Raw genomic sequence first — 22,647 nt, forward strand, 5'->3', positions numbered from 1 at the left:
TCATTACAACAGATGGCCTTCTCCGACTTATTTCCCACCGCTTTACGGAACCAAAAGCCGGCAGCTCCATCCCAGCTTCTCGCCGTACTGATATACAGTTAGCTTTGCCTCAGAACAGGCTCAGCAAGGCCACGACCCAAGCGACGCCCGCCGCGACCGCAGTCAAGGACACAGCTGCGCTGGCCGTGTCTTTGGCCTGACCCGCCAGAATATTGTGGTCGGTTGATGTGTGGTCCACCGCACGTTCGATCGCGGTATTGAACAGTTCCGCGATCAACACAAAAAGCCCCAACACCAGTATGAGGGCGCGCAAACCATCTGAGAGCGGAAGTAAGATAGCCAAAGCTGCTGAGATGAGGTTTGCCCAAACCCAACACCGGAACGAGTATTCTTCGCGCCACGAAACAGACAGACCCTGCCAGCTCCATCTGGTGCGATCCTTCAGGCGCGAGAAGAAGTTTTTCATGAGTCCTCGGTCGTTTTGTGGACCACACAGAAACCTGATCAACAGGCCGGAGACAAGAAAAAAACCGCCCTTGGGCGGTTTTGAATTTCGTGGGTGTGCGAGCGGCCTTGAAGAAAGCCGCTCGCGGAAAGCTTATTGAGCGACCGGGTTACAGATGGTCTGACCCGCTTCGGTCGTGGCCAATTCGGTTCCTGCCGGACAGCTCGGCGTGCCAAACTTGTCATATTCGGGCGTGATGTACACCGGTGTCGGTTCTTCCTGCTGCGAGCATGCAGCCAAAACCAGGGCGATTGCGCTTACGGCAGCGAATTTAAGTTTCATGTCCGTCAATCCTCTAAAAATTTTTCCTATTGACCTACAACCTCGGGCCAGTCTCAAAATACGACCTCATTGATATTATTGCAACAAAATCAATCACAGAATTGTGAGAGCGGCAAAACCATGCTTTTGGTGCTGGGGATGAAAGGCCCGCTACACCTTGGGTGCAATGGCCCTATAGTTGTTTCACGACATCAGCCAACAGCGGAGGAGCCACATGTCAGATCGGCCAAATATCGCCCAAAAAGCCCCCTATCCGGTCGAAGTGACCGAGGGCAAAAGCTATTTTTGGTGTAGTTGCGGCAAATCCGAACGGCAGCCGTTCTGCGATGGCTCACACAAGGGAACAGATTTCGAGCCGGTGAAATACACGGCAGAATCTAGTAAGAAAGTGTTCTTTTGTGGCTGTAAACAAACCTCTAATCCGCCACTGTGCGACGGGGCGCATTCCAAGCTCTGACTAGGCCTTTAGCGCGTTCAAACGGTCCGCATTGGCGCAAAACTCCGGCGCCGATGCGGCTTGGGCCTGTTGTTGCGACAGCCAAACCTCGCATTGACCGCTGCAATTCGCAGCACGGCAGCGCGTTACGATTCGAGAATATTCGTTCGCGGACAGTCGCCCTTCGGCCATCGCTTCGGTTAATGAGATGTCCATGCACCTAGCCACCGACCTGGTCAGCCAGAAGTGTTTTTCAACATCTCCCAGACTGTCCCGGCTCATTGGCAATCCCGTCCTTGCTGCGCCCGAAGCACCGCAAATTTTTCGCGGTTCGGGCAGGTTTCCGGGGCGTCCTGAGCAAATTCCCTGTTCTGCAACCAGTCCTTGCATCTGCAGGCCCATTCGCATCCCTGACACCGCCGAACCATCTCGGCCCAGTCTTCCTGGCTCAGACGTCCTTGTCGATGTTCGGCCACAATATCTGAGCCCACCACCTGCCCCATGCGCAACACAAGGCGATGATGGCCCATGGTTTTTCCTAACTGTTGCATTCGCTTTCCGATATTGATGTCAGCCGATCAAACAATGCGGTGTTTCGACAGTACTCTGGTGTCTTACGATCTTGGGCCGGTTGCCCAAGGAATTGTTCGCAATGGCCCGGGTTCGAGCAGTCGCTGCACCGCAAGACTGCCTCGGAAATCTGATCGATTGAGACTTCACCGCCAATCGCTGCACTTTCCAGATCGACCCCCACGCGGGTTGCCATTCTGTCTACCAGTGCTGCATGTCGTTTCAGAGTATCCTTGCCTCGCATAGCGCTCTCTCCCTGTCGCACAGTCCAGAAAGGATAACGCGGATGCTCAGGCGAGCCTTTGACTCAGGTCAAGACCCCACACCGATATGGTCAAGATACGCCCGCGTGGCGTCCTGCACTCGGCGAAAGCGGTCTCCGCCAAGCTTTTTCCCGCCGTACCAGCGGGTTACGATGACGACATGGTCGTCCAGCCCTGCTCTTTCGAGCATGCGCAGGATCACCATCCCCGCGCCACTTTCACCGTCATCAGCCTTGAGCCCACCTGTGGGCAGCACCGCCGCCCACGTATTGTGCGTCGCTTTGGCATAGCTTTTATCGGCCTTGAGCTCTTTTAATACGGCATCCACATCATCCCGGCTCTGAACCGAGGCCCCGGACACAGCGTATTTTGACCCACGGTCCGTCAGGATCACGCCCATCTGCACCAGTGATGTCATTGCGTCAGCCCGATCTTCCGCGCCGTTTCCTGAACAATTTCAACACGCTGAGCGTTCGGGGGGTGCGACGTCAGAAAACTGTCGCCTGGATCGGGAAGCCGGTCAAAGTACTTAGCGCCGATCAACGGGTTGTACCCAGCATTATAGGTTATGATTGTGCCCAACTGATCGGCTTCCAGCTCAAAGTCTTTTATGTAGACCTGCGCCCCGACCTGTGCGCCCAATTTTTGCGCTTCTTCAATGGCCGCGCCGTCCGCACCGCCCAACCGGGCGAGTTCACCAAAGATCGCCGCGCTGTCGCGCGCGTTTCGGGACTGCCGCGGAATATGACGCAGGATATGATGGGCGGCCTCATGCCCCATAACAAAGGCTAATTCATCCGCGTTGGCTGCGGATTCGATCATCGACCGGGTGAAAATGATGACGGGCTGGTCTTTGTCGTCCAGCGTCTGAAAGGCGTTGGCCTCAGCGTTTGGATTCAGGTCGACCAGTATCGTGAAATCGCAATTGGCGACATTTGCGCGCCGCACGCATTCCCGGCGAGCCTGCTCTCCAACTTGCTGACTGACCTGTCTGAAAGTCTCCGCCTGGGCGCGGAACGCCTCCGTCTCTGGCGACCATTCACCCACGGGCTGCACACGCAAGGTGTTGGCGCCGCACGCCGCCAGAAACAGGGGAAGCAACAAACAGATCAGACGGCGCATTCTATATCCTTTGAAACGGGCGGACCGTTTTTCAAACCATAGCGCGCCTGCCAGGGGATCGCCACTGTGGGATTGCCAAGGTACGGGTTGCATTGCGACCGCCCGGCCTGCACTCTGACAATATGTTTTCGATTGAGCATGAATTCGACTCGACCGTCATTACTCTGGTGGACGAAGGCCCAAAGCCTTTGCAAGAGGATGTCGTCATCAACAGCTTCGCCGAATGTGTGACGCTTGAACAATTGGACCCGCGCACGGATCAGATTCTGAGGATCACCCTGTCCCCCGAACAGGTGCGCGATCTGGCCGCCGCGTTGGACCTGCCCGAGGGCGTGTACCAGATCCGTGAAACATCGGGTCAAAGCGAATAGACAAAGGTTTTCTCGCGCGATGTCTGACCCCGTTTAAGGGTCAGCTTTGACGGTGCCACCCCCATTGCCTTGGCCAAAATGGCACGCACGGCTGCATTCGCCTTCCCGTTTTCGGGCGGTGCCGTGACAGCGATGCGAATAGCGCCGTCATGAACTGCAATGCCGTCTCTTGCGGCCTTGGGCGTGACTGTGACCGAAATCTCTGCCCCCGGCACCGCCCGTTGGCTCAGATCCGGCATGTTTTGCAGTTTTGGCTTGGCCATCGTCCCCACTTCCTGATCAACAGACTTGCACGATCGTTCAGGGAATGAAAATGATCCCCTGCATCCAGCCGCTTGCTCTTGAAACACGCCAGATGTTCAACCACATACACAACCGCCTATGTAAAGGAAGTTAACATATGTCCTTGAAGAATCCGGCCGCTCTGGAGTTTCTGCAAACACGCCGCTCGCGACCCGCGAAAACACTGGTTGCACCCGCACCTAAGCGGGAACAGCTATTGCCACTGTTGACCGCGGCCGCACGCAGCCCCGACCATGGCAAGCTGGAGCCCTGGCGCTTTGTTGTGCTGGAGAAAGGTGCCATGTCACGGCTGGCACAACTAACCGAAGAATGCGGCGCTGCCCTGCGCAAATCCCCCGAGGACATCGCCAAGGCGCGCACCCAATTCGACATGGGCCATTTGGCAGTTACGGTGATTGAAGTACAAAAGCCTTCGGAAAAGATCCCGGCGATCGAACAGACCTATTCTGCTGGCGCGGTGTGCCTGGCCCTTCTGAATGCCGCCCTTGCGGCCGGGTGGGGTGCCAACTGGCTGTCTGGCTGGCAAACCCATGACAAGGCCTTTTGCCAAAAGGCCTTTGGGCTGCAAGATAACGAGCGCGTTGCGGGCCTGATCCATATCGCAACCGAAGGCAGCACCCCGCCCGAGCGCCCCCGCCCCGACGTGGCCGCATTGACGGAATGGGTCACGGAATGATCATCTTCAACGCCTTCTTCGCAGCCCTCGGTCAGATCGGAGACCCAAAGTTCCGGGCTGTCCTACTGCGCGGGGTCGGCCTGACAGTCGTGCTGCTGATCGCCGCCTGTGCAATGGCGATCTGGCTGATCAACTGGCTGTCGGGTAACGAAATCTCTCTGCCCTTTGTCGGGGCTGTGCCGTGGCTGAACGACGTGCTGAACTACTCCGGCATCTTCGTCGTTCTGGTCCTGCCGGTTTTCCTGATGGTCCCAGTGGCCTCGGCGATCACGTCGATGTTTCTGGAAGAGGTCGCACAAGCTGTCGAAGACAAGCACTACCCAAGCTTACCGAAGGTGCCCGGCATCCCATTCCGGGAGAGCGTAATCGACGGGTTGGGCTTTATGGGCGTTCTGATTGCCGCCAACCTACTGGCTCTGATCCTCTATGCGATATTCACCCCTCTGGCCCCGTTTATCTTTTGGGCCATGAACGGGTTCCTGCTAGGTCGGGAATATTTCACCTTGGCGGCTATGCGCCGGGTCGGTCGCGAAGGCGCGCGTAAACTGCGCGCCAAACATGCGACAACTATTTGGATCGCAGGAACATTGATGGCAATCCCGCTATCGGTGCCGCTAGTGAATCTCGTGATCCCGATCATCGGAGCCGCGACATTCACCCACATCTATCACAAGCTGGCGCGGCCCATGGCCTAGCGGTCAGCCGCGCGGCCCCATCTGATTCAACCAGTCGAAGTCGCGCACCGAAATCAGGCCAGACAGGATAATTCCGGCTATGATTGCCCAGAGCACCACCGTTATTCCGGTGGTGATCCACATCTTCTTTTTCATGTGATGCACTTCCGGCGCACCCGAATGGGTGCCCGGTACGATATCACCCAGATCACCCTGCGTCTTGATGCGGATGGGCAGCACCACCAGCAAGGTCATGAACCAGATCACAGCGAACAGAACCGCCGCAGCAGTAATCGTCATCTCATCCCCTCCGGGGTTGCGTTACACCTGTTCTAGTTCGACCAGGCAGCCGTTAAAGTCCTTGGGGTGCAGGAATAGCACGGGTTTGCCATGCGCACCGATCTTGGGGTCACCCGAACCCAGCACGCGCGCACCGGTTTCCTTCAGGTGATCGCGCGCAGCGATGATGTCTTCGACCTCATAGCAGACATGGTGGATACCGCCTGCGGGGTTCTTTTCCAGAAACCCGTTGATCGGGCTGTCATCGCCCAGCGGATAAAGCAGTTCAATCTTGGTGTTGGGCAGTTCAATGAACACGACGGTCACACCATGATCGGGTTCGTCTTGCGGTTCGCCAACCTTGGCGCCCAACGCATTGCGGTATTGCTCGGACGCGGCTTCAAGATCAGGCACGGCAATAGCGACGTGGTTCAGACGACCAATCATGGAACTCTCCTTACGTTCTGCGTTGCAGCGGTTATGGGGGTTGAATGATCAAAGAACAAGTGCGCCAAATTGCCGTTAACGCCGTGTTAGCCAGAAGTTCCTAGCGTGAGGCATCTGCTGATTAGGAGTTCTGCCATGGACGATTCGAGCCACTTCGCCTCACCCGCGCAGCCAACGGCCACACGGCCCCTGCTGGGACAAACCATTCTGGTTGTGGAAGACAGCCGCTATGCTTGCGATGCCATCCGGTTGATGTGCCTGCACAGCGGCGCACGCATCAGGCGGGCGGATTGCCTGCAATCCGCGCGTCGGCATCTGCAGATTTACCGCCCCTCTGTCATCCTGATCGATATGGGGCTGCCGGATGGCTCTGGCGCGGATCTGATTGCCGAATTGTCCGAGGCTACGCCACGCATCGGTGCCGTCCTGGGCATGTCCGGCGATGACTACACCGAACGCGCCGCGATGCGAGCGGGGGCAGATGGGTTTCTGGCAAAACCTCTCAAGTCCCTGGCCTATTTCCAGACCTCGATCCTGGAACGTTTGCCAGAAGACCGCAGGCCCAACAGCCTGCACGCTGTCCGGGATGAGGTTATTCGCCCCGATCCGATGGCTTATCGGGACGACATGGCCCATATCGCAGACGTTCTGGCCGGACCGAATGATCAATGCACGTTGGACTACGCGGCCCAATTCCTGCGCGGCGTTGCGCGGGATGCCGAAGATACCGTTCTGGCAGACGCAGCACAACGGCTGGCCGAGTCACGTGCTGGCGGCACCCCCGTCACAGCCGTAGCGGCGCGGGTCGCCGGTTTGGCGCAATCCCGTTTCCAACAGCGCGAGGCGATATAAGATGGTGATAGCCTATTTCATAACCGCGACGATCCTGTGCATCTGGGCGTATACACACACCCGCGCGACAGCGCGCAGTATTCGCAGCAGCCGCAGATCACTCAAGGACCCGCTGCTCTGAAGTTGCAGTAATAGGTCTAGGCAGATAAGCAAGCAGATGGTTTGCGCCGGTTCCCCCCAACGCTCCACAGCAAGCCAAAAAAAAACCCGCTGCAAGTGATGCAGCGGGTTTTTGTCAATCTCAGTCCTGAGGAATGATCCGCAGACCCAGTTCCATCAATTGATCCGAGGTCGGATCCGAGGGCGCATCCATCATCAAGTCCTCGGCGCGCTGGTTCATCGGGAACATCATGACTTCGCGAATGTTGGCCTCATCCGCCAGCAACATAACGATACGGTCGATGCCTGCAGCGCAACCACCGTGCGGCGGCGCGCCATAGTGGAACGCGTTGAACAACGCACCAAAGCGGCTTTTCACTTCATCCTCGCCGTACCCGGCCAGCTCGAAGGCTTTCAACATGATCTCGGGCTTATGGTTCCGGATCGCGCCCGAAACCAGCTCATACCCGTTGCAGGCCAAGTCATACTGGTAGCCACGCACATCGAGCGGATCGCCATTCAGCGCTTCCATTCCACCTTGCGGCATCGAGAACGGGTTGTGTTCGAAATCGATCGCACCGGTTTCCTCGTCCTGCTCGTAGATCGGGAAATCCACGATCCAGGCAAAGGCGAACCGGTCTTTTTCGGTCAGGTTCAGTTCCTCACCGATCACGTCGCGCGCCTTGCCGGCAACCTTTTCATAGGCTTTCGGTTTGCCACCCAGGAAGAAGGCCGCATCACCAACGCCCAGACCCAGCTGCTGACGGATCGCCTCGGTGCGCTCGGGGCCGATGTTCTTGGCCAGCGGACCTGCAGCCTCCATCCCTTCGCCCTGATCCCGCCAAAAGATGTACCCCATCCCCGGCAGACCTTCTTTTTGGGCGAATGCATTCATTCGGTCACAGAACTTGCGGCTGCCACCGCTCGGCGCTGGGATCGCGCGGATTTCGGTGCCTTCCTGTTCCAGCAGCTTCGCGAAAATCGCGAAGCCAGACCCGCGGAAATGGTCGGAGACCACTTGCATTTTAATAGGGTTCCGCAGGTCGGGTTTGTCGGTGCCGTACCATAGGGCCGCGTCCTTGTAGGAAATCTGCGGCCACTCCTGATCGACCTTACGGCCACCTCCGAATTCCTCAAACACACCAGTCAGAACAGGCTGGATCGTGTCGAACACGTCCTGCTGCTCGACAAACGACATCTCAAGGTCAAGCTGGTAGAAATCGGTCGGCGAGCGATCGGCGCGCGGGTCTTCGTCACGAAAGCACGGCGCGATTTGGAAATACTTGTCAAAGCCCGACACCATGATCAGCTGTTTGAACTGCTGCGGGGCCTGCGGCAGCGCATAAAACTTGCCCGGATGCAGACGCGAGGGCACCAAGAAGTCACGTGCGCCTTCAGGCGACGAGGCTGTGATGATGGGTGTCTGATACTCACGGAAGCCCTGATCCCACATGCGACGACGCATCGACGCAACAACGTCCGAGCGCAGGGTCATGTTCTGCTGCATCGCCTCGCGGCGCAGGTCCAGGTAACGATAACGCAGACGGGTCTCCTCGGGGTATTCCTGATCGCCGAAGACCATCAGTGGCAGTTCGTCAGCCGCACCCAGAACCTCGAGCTCACGCACGTAAACTTCGATCTCACCGGTGGGCAGTTTCGGGTTCACAAGCTCCGGATCGCGCGCTTTGACGGTGCCGTCGATGCGGATACACCATTCGGACCGGACCTTTTCCAGCTCGGCAAAGGCTGCGCTATCGCCATCGCACAGAACCTGGGTGACGCCGAAATGGTCGCGCAGGTCGATGAAGAGGACGCCACCGTGATCTCGGACACGATGCACCCAACCGGACAGGCGGACGGTTTCACCGACATTGGCGGCGGTCAGAGCGGCGCAGGTGTGGCTGCGATAGGCGTGCATGGATCATATCCCTTCGGGCGCAGAATTCGTCGCGCCGATACACCCTGTCAGGCTTGGAAAGTCAAGGCAGGTCGCGCCGTCAAAACGGCCTTTGAACGTTGCCGGAATAGAAATAGATGCCCAGACCGGCGGCAAAGATGATGTTCCCGGCGATCGCGTGCAGCAGCACCGCGTAGAAAAACGATCCGCGCTTGCGATAAGCCCAAGTGAACAGCAGCCCTCCGCCAAAGGTCATAACGGCGACGATCCAGCTCCAATACATGAGGTGCGCCAGTGAAAACAGCGAGGCGTTGAGCAGATAGGCTGCGGACCCGTTCGGCAGGATGGCGTGATAACGGCGGAAGAACAGCGAACGGAACAACAGCTCTTGCGGCAAGGCCGAAAGCACCGGGTAGCCGAGCCAGATTATAGCCAAGAACTCAGGCCGATAGAGAAGCATGCGAAAGGCAGCATCCGGGTGTGTGGTCATAACCACCGCCGAGCAAAACGCTGTCATGGCGACACCAAAGATGGCAAGCTCGGCCCAAGTCCAATTGCGCCAGTTGTAACGAAGCTCTGCCCAGGAAAAACCGGGCGTTATGTGCAACAGGATGATGCCGATCGCGGTGAAAGTGAACAATGATGGAAACATCCAGTTCGGCGGGAAAAACACCGCAATCAGGACTGGAACAGCGATGAAGAATAGGCCGAACTCCAGACGCAACCGCATGTGGTACGCCGCATCCTCCGCCCATTCGCTTTGTCTGGTCACTATCCCACCAACTCCGCCCGGATAAGGCCACGTAAGGAATTCCCTACAAAGACCTTTTCCGCGTTTTTCAGATCGGTCAAGGACAAGGCGCGTTCGGTAACCTGTTTATTATCAATCAGTTCCTCGCGCAGGATACCGGGCAGCAATCCGCAGGACAGCGGAGGAGTCAGGTATTGCCCGTCCGGCATGCGCACAAAGAGATTTGTGATTGTCCCTTCGCAGAGTTCATCGCGCGCGTTCAAAAACAGAAGCTCGTCGATTCCCTTGGGTAGTGAAGCGCGTGCCGCGTCATAAAGCGCGCGCTGCGTTGTCTTGTGCCTCAGCCAGACGTCCGAAGCGGTCAATCGCGTTTCCGCGACCGCGACGCGCCAAACAGGCGGGTTTTCGGCCAATGCTCCGGTCGTCACTGCAAACGTGCCATCGACGGACAGAGTGAGGCGACACCGCAAAGGCGCATCGCCTGCGATCGCCTCTAACGTTCGAGTCGCTGTTTCGGCGTCAAACGGAACATCCAGCGCCATAGCGGTCCGCGCCATGCGAGCAAGGTGCCGATCTCGGCGCACAAAACCCTGACCAGGCCGAAAAGCCAGTGTTTCGATCAGACGGAAGTCAGGATCATCTGGTGCGCAAAGCGGGCTTTCCATAGCGCTTCCTCGTATTCCGATGGGGCGGTGCTGTCCCAAACAACGCCGCCGCCCACGTTCAGGGTGGCCGCGCCGTCCTCGACCATCAGCGTGCGGATGGCAACGTTAAACTCGGACCGTCCGTCCGGCGCTGCCCAGCCTATCGCCCCACAATAGATGTCACGCGGCCAGGGTTCGAGGTCGGACAGAATCTCCATCGCGCGAATCTTGGGCGCGCCGGTGATCGACCCGCAGGGAAAGAGCGCCGTCAGAATGTCAGACAGTTCCGCGCCCATATGCAGCTGAGCCTGCACAAGTGAGGTCATCTGATGCACCGTCGCGTAGGTTTCGACCTTGAACAGCTCGGGCACCTTGACCGATCCGGGCATCGCGACGCGGCTGATGTCGTTGCGCAGCAGGTCGACAATCATCAGGTTCTCGGCCCGGTTCTTTTCGTCACGCGACAGGAACGCGCGGCGGCGAGCATCTTCGGCCTCGTCGGCGCTGCGGGGCTGTGTGCCCTTCATTGGGCGCGTCTCGATCCCTCTGTCCGCGTTGGTGCGAAAGAACAGCTCGGGCGAGCGGCTGAGCAGATCGGGCAACCCATCCTGCTGGATCAACGCTCCGTGGCCCACGGGCTGACCTGCCGCCAGCGCTGCATAAAGCGCGGCGCTGTCGCCTTCGACCGTCAGATCAATCGGGAAGGTCAGGTTCGCCTGATAGATGTCCCCTGCTCCGATGGCGTCATGCACCTGCCCGAACGCACGGGTGTACCGCGCCTCGTCCCAGCGTGGTTCAAAGCGGGTCACGCCACCGGCCGGCGCGGATAGCGCTTGTTGAGCCGGCGTCTCGTAGACGCCAAAACACAGCAACGGCAGACGGCGGCCGTTCGGCATCCGGTCAGAGAGGCGTGGCTCCAGCGCATAGCCCAGCTCATAACTGGCATAGCCTGCCAGCCAGGCACCGTCAGCGCGCGCGGCATCCAGCGCCGCCAACGCCTGGGGCACGTCCTCCGCATTGTCCGCGCGGATCACGTCGGCTGGCCGGTCGAAACTGGTTCCGGCCCCGGCTGGCCCCTGATCAAAACGAATACGCAATTGCATCCTCAATTTACCGTGCTGCGCGATATAGAGGATACGGCGGAGAGGGAAAGAGGAGAAAGCGGCAATTTCGCCCCCGTTTCCGATACCTCTTGAACCTTTTCGCGCGGTCCCTATAACGCAGGACAATTTGGGCGCTTGGGGGTGCCCTGACTCGCGGACAATCGAAGGAACAAGGCCATGCCGAGAAGAACCGACATCCAGTCGATCATGATCATCGGGGCGGGCCCCATTGTTATCGGTCAGGCTTGCGAGTTCGACTATTCCGGCGCTCAGGCCTGCAAGGCGCTGCGGGAAGAAGGATACCGGGTCATCCTGGTGAACTCAAACCCTGCGACCATCATGACCGATCCCGGATTGGCCGACGCGACCTATATCGAGCCGATCACCCCCGAGGTTGTCGCCAAGATCATCGAGAAAGAACGCCCCGACGCCCTGCTGCCCACGATGGGCGGACAGACCGGCCTGAACACGTCGCTCGCGCTGGAAGAAATGGGTGTGTTGGAAGAGTTCGGCGTCGAGATGATCGGGGCCAAGCGCGACGCCATCGAAATGGCCGAAGACCGCAAACTGTTCCGCGAGGCGATGGACCGTCTGGGTCTTGAAAACCCCAAAGCCACCATCGTGACCGCACCTCGCAAAGAAGACGGTTCTGCCGATCTGGATGCGGGCGTGCAGATGGCTCTGGACGAGTTGGAAGAGATCGGCCTGCCCGCCATTATCCGCCCCGCCTTTACCCTGGGCGGCACCGGCGGTGGTGTGGCCTATAACCGTGAGGATTATATCCATTTTTGCCGCTCGGGCATGGATGCCTCGCCGGTGAACCAGATCCTCGTCGATGAAAGCCTGCTGGGTTGGAAAGAATACGAGATGGAGGTGGTGCGCGACACCGCTGACAACGCCATCATCGTCTGCTCGATCGAGAACGTCGATCCGATGGGCGTGCACACCGGTGACTCGATCACTGTGGCCCCAGCCCTGACGCTGACCGACAAGGAATACCAGATCATGCGCAACGGCTCGATCGCCGTGCTGCGAGAGATCGGTGTCGAGACTGGCGGATCGAACGTACAGTGGGCGATCAACCCCGATGATGGCCGGATGGTCGTGATCGAGATGAACCCACGTGTATCGCGTTCGTCGGCACTGGCCTCGAAAGCGACCGGTTTCCCGATTGCCAAAATCGCCGCGAAACTGGCCGTGGGCTACACGCTGGACGAGTTGGACAATGACATCACTAAGGTCACACCCGCCTCGTTCGAGCCAACCATCGACTATGTCGTCACCAAAATCCCGAAATTCGCCTTTGAGAAGTTCCCTGGGTCCGAACCCTATCTGACCACCGCAATGAAATCGGTGGGTGAGGCGATGTCCATCGGACGCACCATCCACGAATCGATGCAAAAGGCACTGGCCTCGATGGAATCGGGTCTGACCGGCTTTGATGAGATCGAAATCCCTGGCCTGAATGTGGGCGTCTGGGACGAGGCTGACGACAAAGCAGCCGTCATCAAGGCAATCAGCCAGCAGACCCCCGACCGCCTGCGCACCATCGCACAAGCCATGCGCCACGGTCTGACCGATGACGAAATCTTCGGCGTCACCAAGTTCGACCCGTGGTTCCTGGCCCGCATCCGCGAGATCATCGAGGCCGAACGTCAGGTCCGCAAAGACGGTCTGCCGGTGACCGAAGAAGGCATCCGCAAGCTTAAAATGCTGGGCTTCACCGACGCGCGTTTGGGCAATCTGACTGGCCGTGATGAAGACAATGTTCGCCGCGCGCGCCGCAACCTCGGGGTCAATGCCGTCTTCAAACGCATCGACACCTGCGCCGCCGAGTTCGAGGCACAGACGCCGTACATGTATTCGACCTACGAGGCCCCGATGATGGGTGAGGTCGAGTGCGAAGCCCGGCCCAGCGACCGCAAAAAGGTCGTCATCCTCGGTGGTGGCCCAAACCGGATCGGTCAGGGCATCGAGTTTGACTATTGCTGCTGTCACGCCTGTTTCGCGCTGACCGAGGCGGGGTATGAGACCATCATGGTCAACTGTAACCCTGAGACGGTTTCGACCGACTATGACACGTCGGACCGCCTGTATTTCGAGCCGCTGACCTTTGAACACGTCATGGAAATCCTGACGAAGGAACAGGAAAACGGCACGCTGCACGGTGTGATCGTTCAGTTCGGCGGCCAGACCCCACTGAAACTGGCGAACGCATTGGAAGCAGAAGGCATTCCGATCCTCGGCACCACACCGGACGCCATCGATTTGGCCGAAGACCGTGAACGCTTCCAAGCGCTGGTCAACGAACTGGGTCTGAAACAGCCCAAGAACGGCATTGCTTCGACCGATGAACAAGCGCTGGAAATCGCCGAAGAGATCGGTTTCCCACTGGTGATCCGCCCCTCTTACGTTCTGGGTGGCCGCGCGATGGAGATCGTCCGCGATATGGATCAGCTGCGCCGCTACATCAACGAGGCCGTGGTGGTCTCGGGCGACAGCCCGGTTCTGCTGGACAGCTATCTGGCCGGTGCGGTGGAACTGGACGTCGATGCGCTGTGCGATGGCACCGACGTTCACGTTGCAGGCATCATGCAGCATATCGAAGAGGCGGGCGTCCACTCGGGCGACTCGGCCTGTTCGCTGCCGCCCTACTCGCTGTCGAAAGAGATCATCGACCAGATCGAGGATCAGGCATACAAGCTGGCCAAGGCGCTGAACGTTGTTGGCCTGATGAACGTGCAATTCGCGATCAAGGATGATGAGATCTATCTGATCGAAGTGAACCCTCGCGCCTCACGTACCGTGCCGTTTGTTGCCAAGGCGACCGACAGTGCGATTGCATCGATTGCCGCGCGGGTCATGGCCGGTGAAAAGCTGGCCAACTTCCCGCAACGCCCGGCTTATCAAGAAGGTCAGGACACAAAGATCGCCGACCAGATGACTCTGGCCGACCCGGACATGCCGTGGTTCTCGGTGAAAGAGGCTGTTCTGCCATTTGCTCGCTTCCCTGGCGTCGACACAATTCTGGGGCCGGAAATGCGCTCGACCGGTGAGGTCATGGGCTGGGACCGCGACTTCCCGCGTGCATTCCTAAAAGCACAGATGGGCGCAGGAATGGTTCTGCCGTCCTCGGGCCGCGCATTTATCTCGATCAAGGACGCAGACAAAGGTTCTGCGATGCTTGAGGCCGCTCAGGTACTGACCGAGCAGGGCTTTTCGCTGATCGCAACGCGCGGCACGCAAAGCTGGCTGTCGGAACAGGGCGTTGCCTGTGAGGTAGTGAACAAGGTCTATGAGGGCCGCCCGGACGTGGTCGACATGCTGAAAGACGGTCAGGTACAGCTGCTGATGAACACCACCGAAGGCGCTCAGGCGGTTGAAGATAGCAAGGCCATCCGTTCGATCGCGCTCTACGACAAGATCCCCTACTACACGACCGCCGCGGCCAGCCACGCCGCCGCGCTGGCAATCAAGGCGCAGGCCGAGGGCGATGTCGAGGTGAAATCATTGCAGGGCTGATCGGCCTGAACCTGCTGGCATTCATGACGATTTTACGCGCCCGTTGACCTTGTGTCTTCGGGCGCGCATCTTTTTCAGGAAACGAGCAGAAGGAAAAAAACAAATGCGCAGATTCATGGTTTTCGCTGCACTTATGTCCCTAGCAGCCTGTGATGTTCCATTTGTCCCGTTAATCTGACACAACAGTTGGCATCGTAGCATTTGAAAAGGCGCGCTAGTGCCTTGCGCCAGAAGCCAGAACAGGGTTTCAGGTATTCACGCCCTTTGACGGTCGGCCTGCGAGTGTGGGAAACGGCACGATGATGGCTTTCCTCGCCCGGTTCGCCACCACGGTCAGACAATTCTGCGCAGCAGATCTGAAGCACGGCAGCATAGTTGATGGCGCGCCGGGTATTTTGGACTATGATGCGCCTGATTTCAATGCCACCTATCTGCGTGATCCCTACGGGAACAAGCTGTCCTGTTTCTGTTACTGCTATGACCCGGCCAAGGACTCAGACAACTGAGTAAAAACTTGCGTCAGCGCGGCAAACCAACGATTTTGACAAAGCAATCCCATCCCGTATTGGCCTCCAGCAGCCTCACGGGTCTCGGACTGCGGTGCGAGATGAAGCCGGGGCATACCGGACCGGACTATTCCGAACACGTCTATGACTATGATACATTCTGGTACGACGCGTTCTGGGATAACGGACGCGTTACGATTCTCTGCCCCAAGCTGTTCGGCCTTTTTGATGCAGTTCGAGAAGGACAGTTCCATCTGGATGGCAAAAGGTCGTAAAACCAAGGCTGAAACAGCACGATTTCTATGATGTCCTTATCATTGGGGCACAGAACAGACCAAAGACTCTGGTGTTCGAACGAGGCGGAGCGCTTGTAGAATCCGCCGTCAATTCGGTACAGCAGAACTCGGCTTCCTTCCTGGGAAAGAACGTGGCCGTAACGCTATCGCGGGACAATAATCCAACATGGATCGAAGACTTCGCCGGTTATCACCGAGCGGGGCACGGTCTGCAGCCTTTCGGCACTCCGATCGCGTCGAGCGCGTGGTGCCATTATGATGCCGGTGCGCTTTCCAACTGTGTCATAGACCCCGAAACCCAAGCGGCTTTCGCCAATATTGGGTGGGCAAAAACCCCGGCCGAATAGATATCCGCCCGGGATTCATAGATTTACTCTGCGGTTTAGCCCAAAGCCTCCGCCGCTTTCATTTCGCGTTTTTCGTCCCGTGCAAAAAAGATCAGGTAGAAGACCGGAGCTGCGACCATCGTCAGGATGGTTGCGAAGGCCAGACCGCCCATGATCGTCACCGCCATGGACTTGAAGAACGCATCCGTCAGCAGCGGTGCCATCCCCAGAATGGTGGTGATCGCGGCCAACATGACCGGACGCAGACGCGAGACCGAGGCTTCGATGATCGACTCGCGCAGGCCCTTGCCAGTCTCACGAACCAGATCAATTTCCTCGACCAGAACGATGCCGTTTTTGATCAGCATCCCTGACAGGCTGAGCAGGCCCAGCAAGGCTGTGAATGTAAACGGCAATCCGGTTCCCAGCAGTCCGATGACGACACCATTGACGGACATCGGCACCAACAACCAGATGATGATCGGCTGACGGACAGCGTTGAAGATCAACACTGAGATCAGCACCATGATCAGCAGGCTTACAGGCAACTGGCGGCCAAGGCTTTCGTTTGCTTCGCCCGCGTTTTCAAACTCACCACCCCATTCCATGCGATAGCCCGCAGGTAATTCCATATCTTCTATGGCTGCACGCACTTCGGAATGCACCTGGGCCGCCGTGAAACCCGCCGGAATCTCGGCCCCGACTGTAATCGTCAGAACCCGGTCACGGCGATGCACCAGCGTATTGAGCGCCTTGTAGTCAAAACCGTCGACCATTTGTTCAATGGGAACAAACTTCTCGGACTGATCCGAGTAGACCACCTGATCAACGATCGAATACTCACCATCCGCCGGGCGCCGGATGATGATTGGGATCAGCCGGTCGCGTTCACGGAAAACACCGGCTCGAACACCGTCTGTCGAGAACTGCAGCGTGCCGGCGATATCTTCACGCGTCACACCAGCTGTCTGCGCCCGCTCGGTTGCATAGATGGGCTGAACTGCCAGTTCTTTCTCGCGCCAGTCATGGTGCACATGCAGGGCATTTTCGGACGCGGAACGCATTCGCTGGATCGCCTCATCTGCAAGCTGTCGCAAGACCGCCGGATCACTGCCCGAGAACCGGGCCTGGATTGGGTCGCCGCCGCCGGGGCCAAAGATCAGACGCTTGGTGCGGAACTCGCCTTCTGGGAATTGCGCCGAACCGAACGCCTCAAGATCAGCCTGCAACGCAGGGATGTCGTCCAGGGTCTCCGTTCGGATGATCATATGACCATAGCTGGGGTTGGGTTTTTCTGCCGAATAGGTCAGCAGGAACCGGGTTGCCCCCTGCCCCACGAACGTGGTCACGGCAACGACATCGTCACGTTGGTCCAGCCATTCTTCGAACACAGCCATATCTTCGGCCGTACGCGCGATTGGTGTGCCTTGCGGCAGCTTGTAATGCACGAAAAACAACGGCGTGTTGGAGTCCGGGAAGAACTGCTGTTTGACCAGACCGAACCCGGCAAAACAGGCAAATGTTACGCCCACCAGACCGGCAACCACCAGCCAGCGGAACCGCAGTGCCCAGCGCAGGATGGCCCCGTAGATGCGGAACATGATCCCGCCATAGGCATCCAAGGCACCTTCTTCGCCCTGCTTGAAGAAATAGTGGCCGAGCAGCGGAGTCACTGTCAGGGCCAGAACCCAGCTGAGCAGCAGGGAGATCGCGATCACGGCAAACAGCGAGAACAGGAACTCACCCGTCGCGTCCGGGCTAAGCCCAATACCCGCAAAGGCCATGATCCCAATGACGGTCGCACCCAAAAGTGGGATCTGCGTTTTCGAAGCAGCCTCATCCGCCGCATCACGCGAGTTCTTCCCGCGCAGCATGGCGATCTGCATGCCTTCGGCGACAACGATAGCGTTGTCCACGAGCATCCCCATAGCAATGATCAGCGCGCCCAGCGAAATCCGCTCCATCTCGATCGAAAAGATCGACATGAACAGCAGCGTGCCCACAACGGTCAGCAAAAGGGTCGAGCCGACAACTATGGCCGCGCGCCAGCCCATGAACAGCGCCAGCACGATAACCACAATGGCGACGGACATTGCGAGGTTCACCAGGAAGTCGTTCGAAGCCTGCTCGACCACCACGTGTTGCTGATAGATCGGCAGGATTTCGACGCCAAAAGGAATCTGCGTGTCCAGCTCGGCAAACTTCGCATCCGCGCGCTTGCCGACTTCGACGATGTTTTCCGTGGACAGGCCCGCAATGCCCAACGTGAACGCCTCGGTTCCGTTGAACCGGATCATCACCTCGGGGTCTGTCAGGCGACCGCGAAAGACATCCGACATATCAAACAGGTTGATGACCTGCCCTTGCGAGCCTACGGACAGCCCCGCAATCGCCGACACCGTGTCCGACCCTTCAGCGGTCAGTATCGCAGTACGGTCATTGTCGGACCTAAGCGAACCAGATGAGTTAACCGAATCCGCATTGGCAATCGCTTCGTTGATCGCCTGCAAGGGCACGTTCTGGTTCACCGAAATGGCCAGATCGGGCTCGACAAAGATCGCTTCTTGCGGAAGGCCCATCACCTCAACGTCCGCGACGCCGTCAACGGTCAGCAACTCGCGCCGCAGGAAAGTCGAAAGCTCGTGCTTTTCGGCATCCGAAAAGCCCTCGGCAGTGACGGCATAGAACAGGCCGAACACGTCGCCGAACCGGTCATTGACCAGTGGTTGCTGTACCCCAGACGGCAGCGCGCGCGCAGTGTCGCGCACTTTGGCCCGCAATTTGGTCCAGATTTCCGGCAGTTCCGTGCCGTCATAGGTCGATTTGATCTCGACCTCGATCAGGGACAGGCCGGGCTGGTTGACGGATGTGATCGTGTCAACCTCACCCATCTGCTGGATGGCAGATTCCAAGGGCTCCGAGACCTCAAGCGCCACCTGCTCGGCGGTTGCGCCGGGATATTGGGTCGCGATAACCGCGTTTTTGATGGTGAATGCCGGGTCTTCAAGACGACCCAGCGACAGGAAGCCCCAGATGCCCCCGAACAGGGCGATCAGGATGATCAGCCACGTATAGATTGGGCGATCAATGGATGCGCGCGCTATGTTCATCGATCTGCCCTTCAGTTCGCAAAGCCGGCAAAGCGGCGAACCGCCTGACCGTCCGTCAGCGCACCGCCGCCTGCGACGACGACCTCATCGCCATCTTTCAGGCCGGTCAAAACACGAACCTCGCCGGTTTGTGTGGGCTCGACGGTCACCGGAACGCGGCGAACGGTGCCCTCATCGGCACCAACCGGTGAAAAGACCATCACGCTCAGCTCACCCGACGCATCAGCGACGATGGCAGTTGCGGGCACCACAATTCCTGTCCGACCATCCTGGACCTGAACGTTCACGGTCACGGATGAACCCGGCAGAATTTGCAGACCCTCAGGCGGGGTAAGCCCGAATTGGATGCGGAATGTCTGGCCGACGCTGGACGACTCCGCATCGAACTCGCGAATCTGCAGAGGAAAGACCTCGTCGCTGACCGGGAATTTCGCGGTGATCGTGATGTCATCTTGCTGCCCCGAGCGCTGAAACAGGATTTCGGGTACATCCACCTCGATCCGCAGTTCGGACATATCGTGGATGCGTACGATTGGCGCGCCCGAGGTTACGGTCGTGAACGACTCGACCATCCGGCGCGAGACCAGCGCATCGAACGGTGCCGATAGCGTTGCATGCTCCAGATCATATTCCGCGTCGCGCACGGCAATGTCCGCCAACTGCGCCTCGGTCTCAGCGTCATCCACAGCGACCTGGCTGGCAGTTGTTCCGCGCAAGCGGGACAAACGCGCAACGGTGCGGTCCGCCTGATCCTTTTGCAGCACGGCACGATCATAACGGCGTTGGAACGGCTCTTGGTCCAACTGTGCGATCAGTTCGCCCTTGGGGATCACAAAGCCTTCGGTAACAGGCATTTCGACAATCTGGCCCGACACCTGAAAGGCCAGGTCTACGGTCTGGCGCGCGGCAACACGCCCAAAGAATTGCCGTGAAAAGCCTGGCGAGGTTTCCTCGACCAGCATCAGTTTCACGGGTTTTGCCGTATCTTGAGCCGTGACAGCGGTGGCAAAAACGGTCAGAGCAACGCTCAGAACAGAGAAGAGTTTCATTTCTTCAATCCCTCAGGAATTCCTGTTTTCATTATGTTTTCCCGGATTTTCCGGGCCAGTCGTGCGAATTCAGCGGTTTCATCAGCGTCAAGGCCGGCGGCACGGTGGAACAATGCTCCGGCTTCCAAGACCAGCATTTGCCGCATCTCCTGACCCTTGTCGGTCAGTACCAGCAACCATGCCCGGCGGTCTGCAGGATCGCGCTGACGGGCTAGATACCCGGCCTCTTCCAACGCGTCGGCTGTTGATGTGATGGTCGACGGCACCGTCAGCATGTCTGCTGCAAGAACACCCATCCGTTTAGGCTCATCAAGCTTGATGACCATGTGGCATTCCTGGTGGCTCAGCTCGACCTCAAGGGCGGCAAAGCTTTCTTCCAGCTTCCAGTAGAGCGCATAGACGCCCATCATCGCCTGCATTTCGGGGCTGAGGCGCCGCACCAGCGCGCTGTCGTCATATGTCATCGGCGAATCCGTTTGCGATTTCGCAGTGGCATATACTTCGAAAAATGAACTATTCAAGAACTGAAGTTGAATTGGTCGGAATCTTTTACATTCCCTTGGGTCACCTCTCTTGATCTGGCCCTGCTATGACTGCATTTTGGGCAAATCCGAAACATTCAGGTCTTATCATGTACACGCCCGCGATCACCGGCTCCGGTGTTTTCACCCCCGAAAACGTCATCACCAACGCCGAGCTTGTCACCGCGTTCAACGCTTATGCCGACAAGATGAATGCCCAAAACGCAGACGCGATTGCGGCGGGTGACATAGAGCCGATGCAGCATTCGTCAGAAGAATTCATCGTCAAGGCATCCGGCATCAAGAACCGGTATGTGATGGACAAAGACGGCGTGCTGAACCCCGATGTGATGCATCCGCTTCTGCGTCAGCGCAGCGATGACGAGCCGGGCATCATGACCGAGATGGCCGTGGATGCGTGCAAAAAGGCTTTGGCCCAAGCCGGGCGGACGGCCGAGGACGTGGATCTGGTGATCTGCGCCGCCTCAAACCACGAACGCGCCTACCCCGCGATTGCGATTGAAATTCAGCAAGCCCTTGGAATCAAAGGGTTTGGCTTTGACATGAACGTCGCCTGTTCCTCGGCCACGTTCGGCATTCAGGCCGCGGCTGACATGGTGCGGTCTGGCTCGGTTCGGTCGGCGCTGGTCGTGAACCCCGAGATCTGCTCGGGCCACTTGGAATGGCGCGACCGCGATTGCCATTTCATCTTTGGCGACGTCGCAACGGCTACGCTGATCGAACGGATCGAGGACGCGCAGGGCCCGCATTTCGAAATCCTGTCGACCCGCTGCGCCACCGAGTTTTCGAACAACATCCGTAACAACAACGGCTTCCTGCGCCGCTCACGCCCGGACGGCGTGGTCGACCGCCGCGACATGCAGTTCATGCAAAACGGTCGCAAAGTTTTCAAAGAAGTGTTGCCGATGGTCAGCAAGCACATCTCGGATCACATGGATACGGAAGGTGTGAACAGCGATGACCTGAAACGCCTGTGGCTGCACCAAGCCAACAAGACGATGAACGACTTCATCGGCAAAAAGGTTCTTGGCCGCGAACCAGAAGCGGGCGAGCAGCCCAACATCCTGCAGGACTATGCCAACACATCTTCGGCCGGGTCGATCATCGCGTTCTCCAAGTATTCGGATGACCTTGTGGACGGCGATGTCGGCCTGATTTGTTCCTTCGGTGCAGGCTATTCGGTGGGTTCAGTTATTGTAAAGCGGCACGGTTGAGCGTGCGCCTCGACCAGCGATTACAGGGCAAAGTTCGACGCGGTCTGTGAGAAGAATGCGCCCACTTAACCGCTACAAAATCGCACAAATCTGCGGATTTTGACGCAGCAAACATACCTACAGTTTCGATTGAGGTCTAGATTTCGCACATCCGCGCCACATCCGGCGCGCATGGGTTCAAGCAAATTGGCAAGACGTGTTCTTGCATCACCAACCAAAAGTACCTGAATAAGGTACTGGCTTTTTCGTTGTCATGAGCTCGCGGGATCCGCGCCCAACCACTTGGAGATTTCAGCTCACGCTTTCTTCTTCCAGGTGCAGCTTCATATCCAGCAGGACCTGTTGCAGCAGGCTGGTTTCCTTCAAAAGGCGCTTGGCTTCGTTCACGGTGATGATGCCGTCCTCGATCGCCGACTGATATTCGGTCATCAACATCGCAAACCGCTGGCTCAGCGCGATGACGTCTGAGTTCACACCACCAGTACGGGGGCTGTCGTCATTGCGGCCATCGTAGGACAGGGTGATGTTCTTCAGGTCAGCAAGCGCCGAGGTGACGTGCGGGAAGGTCGCAACCGCCTCGAGCCGCGCAACGGCGTCCACCGGCATGAACCGGTCAGCGTGTTCGATATTGTCGGAGTAGTAACGGCCCAAAGTGGCTTTGGATTTGCTGGTAATCTCGCAGGCGGATTCGATTCCCACGTCTTTGACCAGCGCTTCAGTGTGTTTTTTCAGGTAGGCCCCGATATCTGCCATACTTTTACCTTTACTGCCTGTAGCCCCCACAACATCTGCCCGTGCGGGGGAAAGG

General features: G+C 58.1%; 28 protein-coding genes. 10 read left to right on the forward strand and 18 right to left on the reverse strand.

The window, feature by feature from the left end; translation table 11 throughout:
- Positions 1-109: 109 nt before the first annotated feature.
- Positions 110-466: a diacylglycerol kinase gene (locus tag GOV53_RS11090; RefSeq protein ID WP_170466606.1), complete on the reverse strand. Its 357-nt coding sequence runs from the start codon at positions 464-466 to the stop codon at positions 110-112.
- Positions 467-598: 132 nt separating this feature from the next.
- Positions 599-787, reverse strand: coding sequence for a hypothetical protein (locus tag GOV53_RS11095; protein ID WP_058275732.1), 189 nt, complete (start codon positions 785-787; stop codon positions 599-601).
- 214 nt (positions 788-1,001) lie between these two features.
- On the opposite strand from GOV53_RS11095, the gene GOV53_RS11100 reads away from it, so the two are divergent.
- The gene (locus GOV53_RS11100; RefSeq protein ID WP_170466609.1) at positions 1,002-1,244 is read left to right on the forward strand and encodes a CDGSH iron-sulfur domain-containing protein; all 243 of its coding nucleotides are present in this window, start codon (positions 1,002-1,004) and stop codon (positions 1,242-1,244) included.
- Here GOV53_RS11100 and GOV53_RS21315 read toward each other — a convergent pair whose 3' ends face one another.
- The 5 genes from GOV53_RS21315 to GOV53_RS11115 all read right to left on the reverse strand — a co-directional run bounded on the left by GOV53_RS21315 (position 1,245) and on the right by GOV53_RS11115 (position 3,178).
- Positions 1,245-1,613: a DUF6455 family protein gene (locus tag GOV53_RS21315; RefSeq protein ID WP_367648774.1), complete on the reverse strand. Its 369-nt coding sequence runs from the start codon at positions 1,611-1,613 to the stop codon at positions 1,245-1,247.
- Positions 1,502-1,774: a DUF6455 family protein gene (locus tag GOV53_RS11105; protein WP_170466612.1), complete on the reverse strand. Its 273-nt coding sequence runs from the start codon at positions 1,772-1,774 to the stop codon at positions 1,502-1,504. The genes GOV53_RS21315 and GOV53_RS11105 overlap by 112 nt, the downstream gene beginning before the upstream one ends.
- Entirely contained in the window at positions 1,762-2,037 is a 276-nt protein-coding gene (locus GOV53_RS21320) for a DUF6455 family protein (RefSeq protein ID WP_302477695.1), read from the reverse strand. Before GOV53_RS21320 ends, GOV53_RS11105 begins: the two co-directional genes overlap by 13 nt.
- A gap of 68 nt (positions 2,038-2,105) precedes the next feature.
- On the reverse strand, positions 2,106-2,474 hold the full coding sequence (locus GOV53_RS11110; protein ID WP_170466615.1) for a YigZ family protein: 369 nt from the start codon (positions 2,472-2,474) through the stop codon (positions 2,106-2,108).
- On the reverse strand, positions 2,471-3,178 hold the full coding sequence (locus tag GOV53_RS11115; protein WP_170466617.1) for a M48 family metalloprotease: 708 nt from the start codon (positions 3,176-3,178) through the stop codon (positions 2,471-2,473). The genes GOV53_RS11110 and GOV53_RS11115 overlap by 4 nt, the downstream gene beginning before the upstream one ends.
- A 122-nt stretch (positions 3,179-3,300) precedes the next feature.
- On the opposite strand from GOV53_RS11115, the gene GOV53_RS11120 reads away from it, so the two are divergent.
- The gene (locus GOV53_RS11120) at positions 3,301-3,549 is read left to right on the forward strand and encodes a hypothetical protein (protein ID WP_170423018.1); all 249 of its coding nucleotides are present in this window, start codon (positions 3,301-3,303) and stop codon (positions 3,547-3,549) included.
- Here GOV53_RS11120 and GOV53_RS11125 read toward each other — a convergent pair.
- The gene (locus GOV53_RS11125; RefSeq protein WP_170466620.1) at positions 3,537-3,812 is read right to left on the reverse strand and encodes a DUF167 domain-containing protein; all 276 of its coding nucleotides are present in this window, start codon (positions 3,810-3,812) and stop codon (positions 3,537-3,539) included. The two genes, GOV53_RS11120 and GOV53_RS11125, sit on opposite strands and share 13 nt — an antisense overlap.
- 137 nt (positions 3,813-3,949) lie before the next feature.
- Between GOV53_RS11125 and GOV53_RS11130 the strand changes: the two genes are divergently transcribed.
- Together GOV53_RS11130 and GOV53_RS11135 are read left to right on the forward strand one after the other, a co-directional pair.
- Positions 3,950-4,528 carry a nitroreductase family protein gene (locus GOV53_RS11130; RefSeq protein ID WP_170466623.1) on the forward strand — a complete coding sequence of 193 codons (579 nt, stop codon included), beginning with the start codon at positions 3,950-3,952 and terminating at the stop codon, positions 4,526-4,528.
- The gene (locus GOV53_RS11135; protein ID WP_170466626.1) at positions 4,525-5,223 is read left to right on the forward strand and encodes an EI24 domain-containing protein; all 699 of its coding nucleotides are present in this window, start codon (positions 4,525-4,527) and stop codon (positions 5,221-5,223) included. The genes GOV53_RS11130 and GOV53_RS11135 overlap by 4 nt, the downstream gene beginning before the upstream one ends.
- Before the next feature lie 3 nt (positions 5,224-5,226).
- Here the strand turns inward: GOV53_RS11135 and GOV53_RS11140 are convergent, their stop codons facing one another.
- Entirely contained in the window at positions 5,227-5,502 is a 276-nt protein-coding gene (locus GOV53_RS11140) for a DUF1467 family protein (RefSeq protein ID WP_170466629.1), read from the reverse strand.
- Positions 5,503-5,523: 21 nt separating this feature from the next.
- Positions 5,524-5,928: a methylmalonyl-CoA epimerase gene (gene mce / locus GOV53_RS11145; RefSeq protein WP_170466631.1), complete on the reverse strand. Its 405-nt coding sequence runs from the start codon at positions 5,926-5,928 to the stop codon at positions 5,524-5,526.
- Positions 5,929-6,063: 135 nt separating this feature from the next.
- Here mce and GOV53_RS11150 point away from each other — a divergent pair, with 135 nt between their 5' ends.
- Positions 6,064-6,780, forward strand: a complete 717-nt coding sequence (locus GOV53_RS11150) for a response regulator (protein WP_170466634.1) — start codon at positions 6,064-6,066, stop codon at positions 6,778-6,780.
- 241 nt (positions 6,781-7,021) lie between these two features.
- On the opposite strand, the gene aspS is transcribed toward GOV53_RS11150, so the two are convergent.
- The 4 genes from aspS to GOV53_RS11170 all read right to left on the reverse strand — a co-directional run bounded on the left by aspS (position 7,022) and on the right by GOV53_RS11170 (position 11,274).
- On the reverse strand, positions 7,022-8,797 hold the full coding sequence (gene aspS, locus GOV53_RS11155) for an aspartate--tRNA ligase (RefSeq protein WP_170466637.1): 1,776 nt from the start codon (positions 8,795-8,797) through the stop codon (positions 7,022-7,024).
- A 79-nt stretch (positions 8,798-8,876) separates the two neighbouring features.
- Complete coding sequence (locus GOV53_RS11160; protein WP_170466640.1) at positions 8,877-9,548, reverse strand: CPBP family intramembrane glutamic endopeptidase; 672 nt, start codon at positions 9,546-9,548, stop codon at positions 8,877-8,879.
- Complete coding sequence (locus tag GOV53_RS11165) at positions 9,548-10,192, reverse strand: aminotransferase class IV family protein (protein WP_170466643.1); 645 nt, start codon at positions 10,190-10,192, stop codon at positions 9,548-9,550. The genes GOV53_RS11160 and GOV53_RS11165 overlap by 1 nt, the downstream gene beginning before the upstream one ends.
- Positions 10,147-11,274: an aminodeoxychorismate synthase component I gene (locus tag GOV53_RS11170; protein ID WP_170466646.1), complete on the reverse strand. Its 1,128-nt coding sequence runs from the start codon at positions 11,272-11,274 to the stop codon at positions 10,147-10,149. The genes GOV53_RS11165 and GOV53_RS11170 overlap by 46 nt, the downstream gene beginning before the upstream one ends.
- 177 nt (positions 11,275-11,451) lie before the next feature.
- Between GOV53_RS11170 and carB the strand changes: the two genes are divergently transcribed.
- The 4 genes from carB to GOV53_RS11190 all read left to right on the forward strand — a co-directional run bounded on the left by carB (position 11,452) and on the right by GOV53_RS11190 (position 15,945).
- A complete protein-coding gene (carB, locus tag GOV53_RS11175; protein WP_170466649.1) occupies positions 11,452-14,796 on the forward strand; it encodes a carbamoyl-phosphate synthase large subunit in 3,345 nt (1,114 codons plus the stop codon).
- Positions 14,797-15,095: 299 nt separating this feature from the next.
- The gene (locus GOV53_RS11180) at positions 15,096-15,302 is read left to right on the forward strand and encodes a glyoxalase (protein WP_170466652.1); all 207 of its coding nucleotides are present in this window, start codon (positions 15,096-15,098) and stop codon (positions 15,300-15,302) included.
- 101 nt (positions 15,303-15,403) lie between these two features.
- Positions 15,404-15,577 carry a hypothetical protein gene (locus GOV53_RS11185; protein WP_170466655.1) on the forward strand — a complete coding sequence of 58 codons (174 nt, stop codon included), beginning with the start codon at positions 15,404-15,406 and terminating at the stop codon, positions 15,575-15,577.
- Positions 15,578-15,729: 152 nt separating this feature from the next.
- Positions 15,730-15,945 carry a hypothetical protein gene (locus GOV53_RS11190; RefSeq protein ID WP_170466658.1) on the forward strand — a complete coding sequence of 72 codons (216 nt, stop codon included), beginning with the start codon at positions 15,730-15,732 and terminating at the stop codon, positions 15,943-15,945.
- Positions 15,946-15,980: 35 nt separating this feature from the next.
- Here GOV53_RS11190 and GOV53_RS11195 read toward each other — a convergent pair whose 3' ends face one another.
- From GOV53_RS11195 to GOV53_RS11205, 3 genes are read right to left on the reverse strand one after another with little or no spacing between them, the layout of a single operon-like run.
- Positions 15,981-19,034 carry an efflux RND transporter permease subunit gene (locus GOV53_RS11195; RefSeq protein ID WP_170466661.1) on the reverse strand — a complete coding sequence of 1,018 codons (3,054 nt, stop codon included), beginning with the start codon at positions 19,032-19,034 and terminating at the stop codon, positions 15,981-15,983.
- An 11-nt stretch (positions 19,035-19,045) separates the two neighbouring features.
- On the reverse strand, positions 19,046-20,083 hold the full coding sequence (locus GOV53_RS11200) for an efflux RND transporter periplasmic adaptor subunit (RefSeq protein ID WP_170466664.1): 1,038 nt from the start codon (positions 20,081-20,083) through the stop codon (positions 19,046-19,048).
- Positions 20,080-20,547 carry a MarR family winged helix-turn-helix transcriptional regulator gene (locus GOV53_RS11205; protein WP_170423049.1) on the reverse strand — a complete coding sequence of 156 codons (468 nt, stop codon included), beginning with the start codon at positions 20,545-20,547 and terminating at the stop codon, positions 20,080-20,082. The genes GOV53_RS11200 and GOV53_RS11205 overlap by 4 nt, the downstream gene beginning before the upstream one ends.
- Before the next feature lie 167 nt (positions 20,548-20,714).
- Between GOV53_RS11205 and GOV53_RS11210 the strand changes: the two genes are divergently transcribed.
- A complete protein-coding gene (locus GOV53_RS11210; RefSeq protein ID WP_170466667.1) occupies positions 20,715-21,839 on the forward strand; it encodes a beta-ketoacyl-ACP synthase III in 1,125 nt (374 codons plus the stop codon).
- A 291-nt stretch (positions 21,840-22,130) separates the two neighbouring features.
- Here GOV53_RS11210 and GOV53_RS11215 read toward each other — a convergent pair whose 3' ends face one another.
- Positions 22,131-22,592, reverse strand: a complete 462-nt coding sequence (locus GOV53_RS11215; protein WP_170466670.1) for a hypothetical protein — start codon at positions 22,590-22,592, stop codon at positions 22,131-22,133.
- Positions 22,593-22,647: the final 55 nt, after the last annotated feature.

The organism is Ruegeria arenilitoris (assembly GCF_013035315.1).
Lineage (GTDB): Bacteria > Pseudomonadota > Alphaproteobacteria > Rhodobacterales > Rhodobacteraceae > Ruegeria > Ruegeria arenilitoris_D.

Coding starts and splice junctions, on each gene's coding strand:
- GOV53_RS11140 (WP_170466629.1), bottom strand. CDS start 5,502: ATGACGATTACTGCTGCGGCGGTTCTGTTCGCTGTGATCTGGTTCATG.
- GOV53_RS11115 (WP_170466617.1), bottom strand. CDS start 3,178: ATGCGCCGTCTGATCTGTTTGTTGCTTCCCCTGTTTCTGGCGGCGTGC.
- GOV53_RS21320 (WP_302477695.1), bottom strand. CDS start 2,037: ATGCGAGGCAAGGATACTCTGAAACGACATGCAGCACTGGTAGACAGA.
- GOV53_RS11090 (WP_170466606.1), bottom strand. CDS start 466: ATGAAAAACTTCTTCTCGCGCCTGAAGGATCGCACCAGATGGAGCTGG.
- GOV53_RS11105 (WP_170466612.1), bottom strand. CDS start 1,774: ATGCAACAGTTAGGAAAAACCATGGGCCATCATCGCCTTGTGTTGCGC.
- GOV53_RS11110 (WP_170466615.1), bottom strand. CDS start 2,474: ATGACATCACTGGTGCAGATGGGCGTGATCCTGACGGACCGTGGGTCA.
- GOV53_RS11120 (WP_170423018.1), top strand. CDS start 3,301: ATGTTTTCGATTGAGCATGAATTCGACTCGACCGTCATTACTCTGGTG.
- aspS (WP_170466637.1), bottom strand. CDS start 8,797: ATGCACGCCTATCGCAGCCACACCTGCGCCGCTCTGACCGCCGCCAAT.
- GOV53_RS11165 (WP_170466643.1), bottom strand. CDS start 10,192: ATGGAAAGCCCGCTTTGCGCACCAGATGATCCTGACTTCCGTCTGATC.
- GOV53_RS11210 (WP_170466667.1), top strand. CDS start 20,715: ATGTACACGCCCGCGATCACCGGCTCCGGTGTTTTCACCCCCGAAAAC.
- GOV53_RS11095 (WP_058275732.1), bottom strand. CDS start 787: ATGAAACTTAAATTCGCTGCCGTAAGCGCAATCGCCCTGGTTTTGGCT.
- mce (WP_170466631.1), bottom strand. CDS start 5,928: ATGATTGGTCGTCTGAACCACGTCGCTATTGCCGTGCCTGATCTTGAA.
- GOV53_RS11205 (WP_170423049.1), bottom strand. CDS start 20,547: ATGACATATGACGACAGCGCGCTGGTGCGGCGCCTCAGCCCCGAAATG.
- GOV53_RS11185 (WP_170466655.1), top strand. CDS start 15,404: ATGAAGCCGGGGCATACCGGACCGGACTATTCCGAACACGTCTATGAC.
- GOV53_RS11150 (WP_170466634.1), top strand. CDS start 6,064: ATGGACGATTCGAGCCACTTCGCCTCACCCGCGCAGCCAACGGCCACA.
- GOV53_RS11130 (WP_170466623.1), top strand. CDS start 3,950: ATGTCCTTGAAGAATCCGGCCGCTCTGGAGTTTCTGCAAACACGCCGC.
- GOV53_RS21315 (WP_367648774.1), bottom strand. CDS start 1,613: ATGCAAGGACTGGTTGCAGAACAGGGAATTTGCTCAGGACGCCCCGGA.
- GOV53_RS11100 (WP_170466609.1), top strand. CDS start 1,002: ATGTCAGATCGGCCAAATATCGCCCAAAAAGCCCCCTATCCGGTCGAA.
- GOV53_RS11125 (WP_170466620.1), bottom strand. CDS start 3,812: ATGGCCAAGCCAAAACTGCAAAACATGCCGGATCTGAGCCAACGGGCG.
- GOV53_RS11180 (WP_170466652.1), top strand. CDS start 15,096: ATGATGGCTTTCCTCGCCCGGTTCGCCACCACGGTCAGACAATTCTGC.
- GOV53_RS11215 (WP_170466670.1), bottom strand. CDS start 22,592: ATGGCAGATATCGGGGCCTACCTGAAAAAACACACTGAAGCGCTGGTC.
- carB (WP_170466649.1), top strand. CDS start 11,452: ATGCCGAGAAGAACCGACATCCAGTCGATCATGATCATCGGGGCGGGC.
- GOV53_RS11195 (WP_170466661.1), bottom strand. CDS start 19,034: ATGAACATAGCGCGCGCATCCATTGATCGCCCAATCTATACGTGGCTG.
- GOV53_RS11200 (WP_170466664.1), bottom strand. CDS start 20,083: ATGAAACTCTTCTCTGTTCTGAGCGTTGCTCTGACCGTTTTTGCCACC.
- GOV53_RS11135 (WP_170466626.1), top strand. CDS start 4,525: ATGATCATCTTCAACGCCTTCTTCGCAGCCCTCGGTCAGATCGGAGAC.
- GOV53_RS11170 (WP_170466646.1), bottom strand. CDS start 11,274: ATGCAATTGCGTATTCGTTTTGATCAGGGGCCAGCCGGGGCCGGAACC.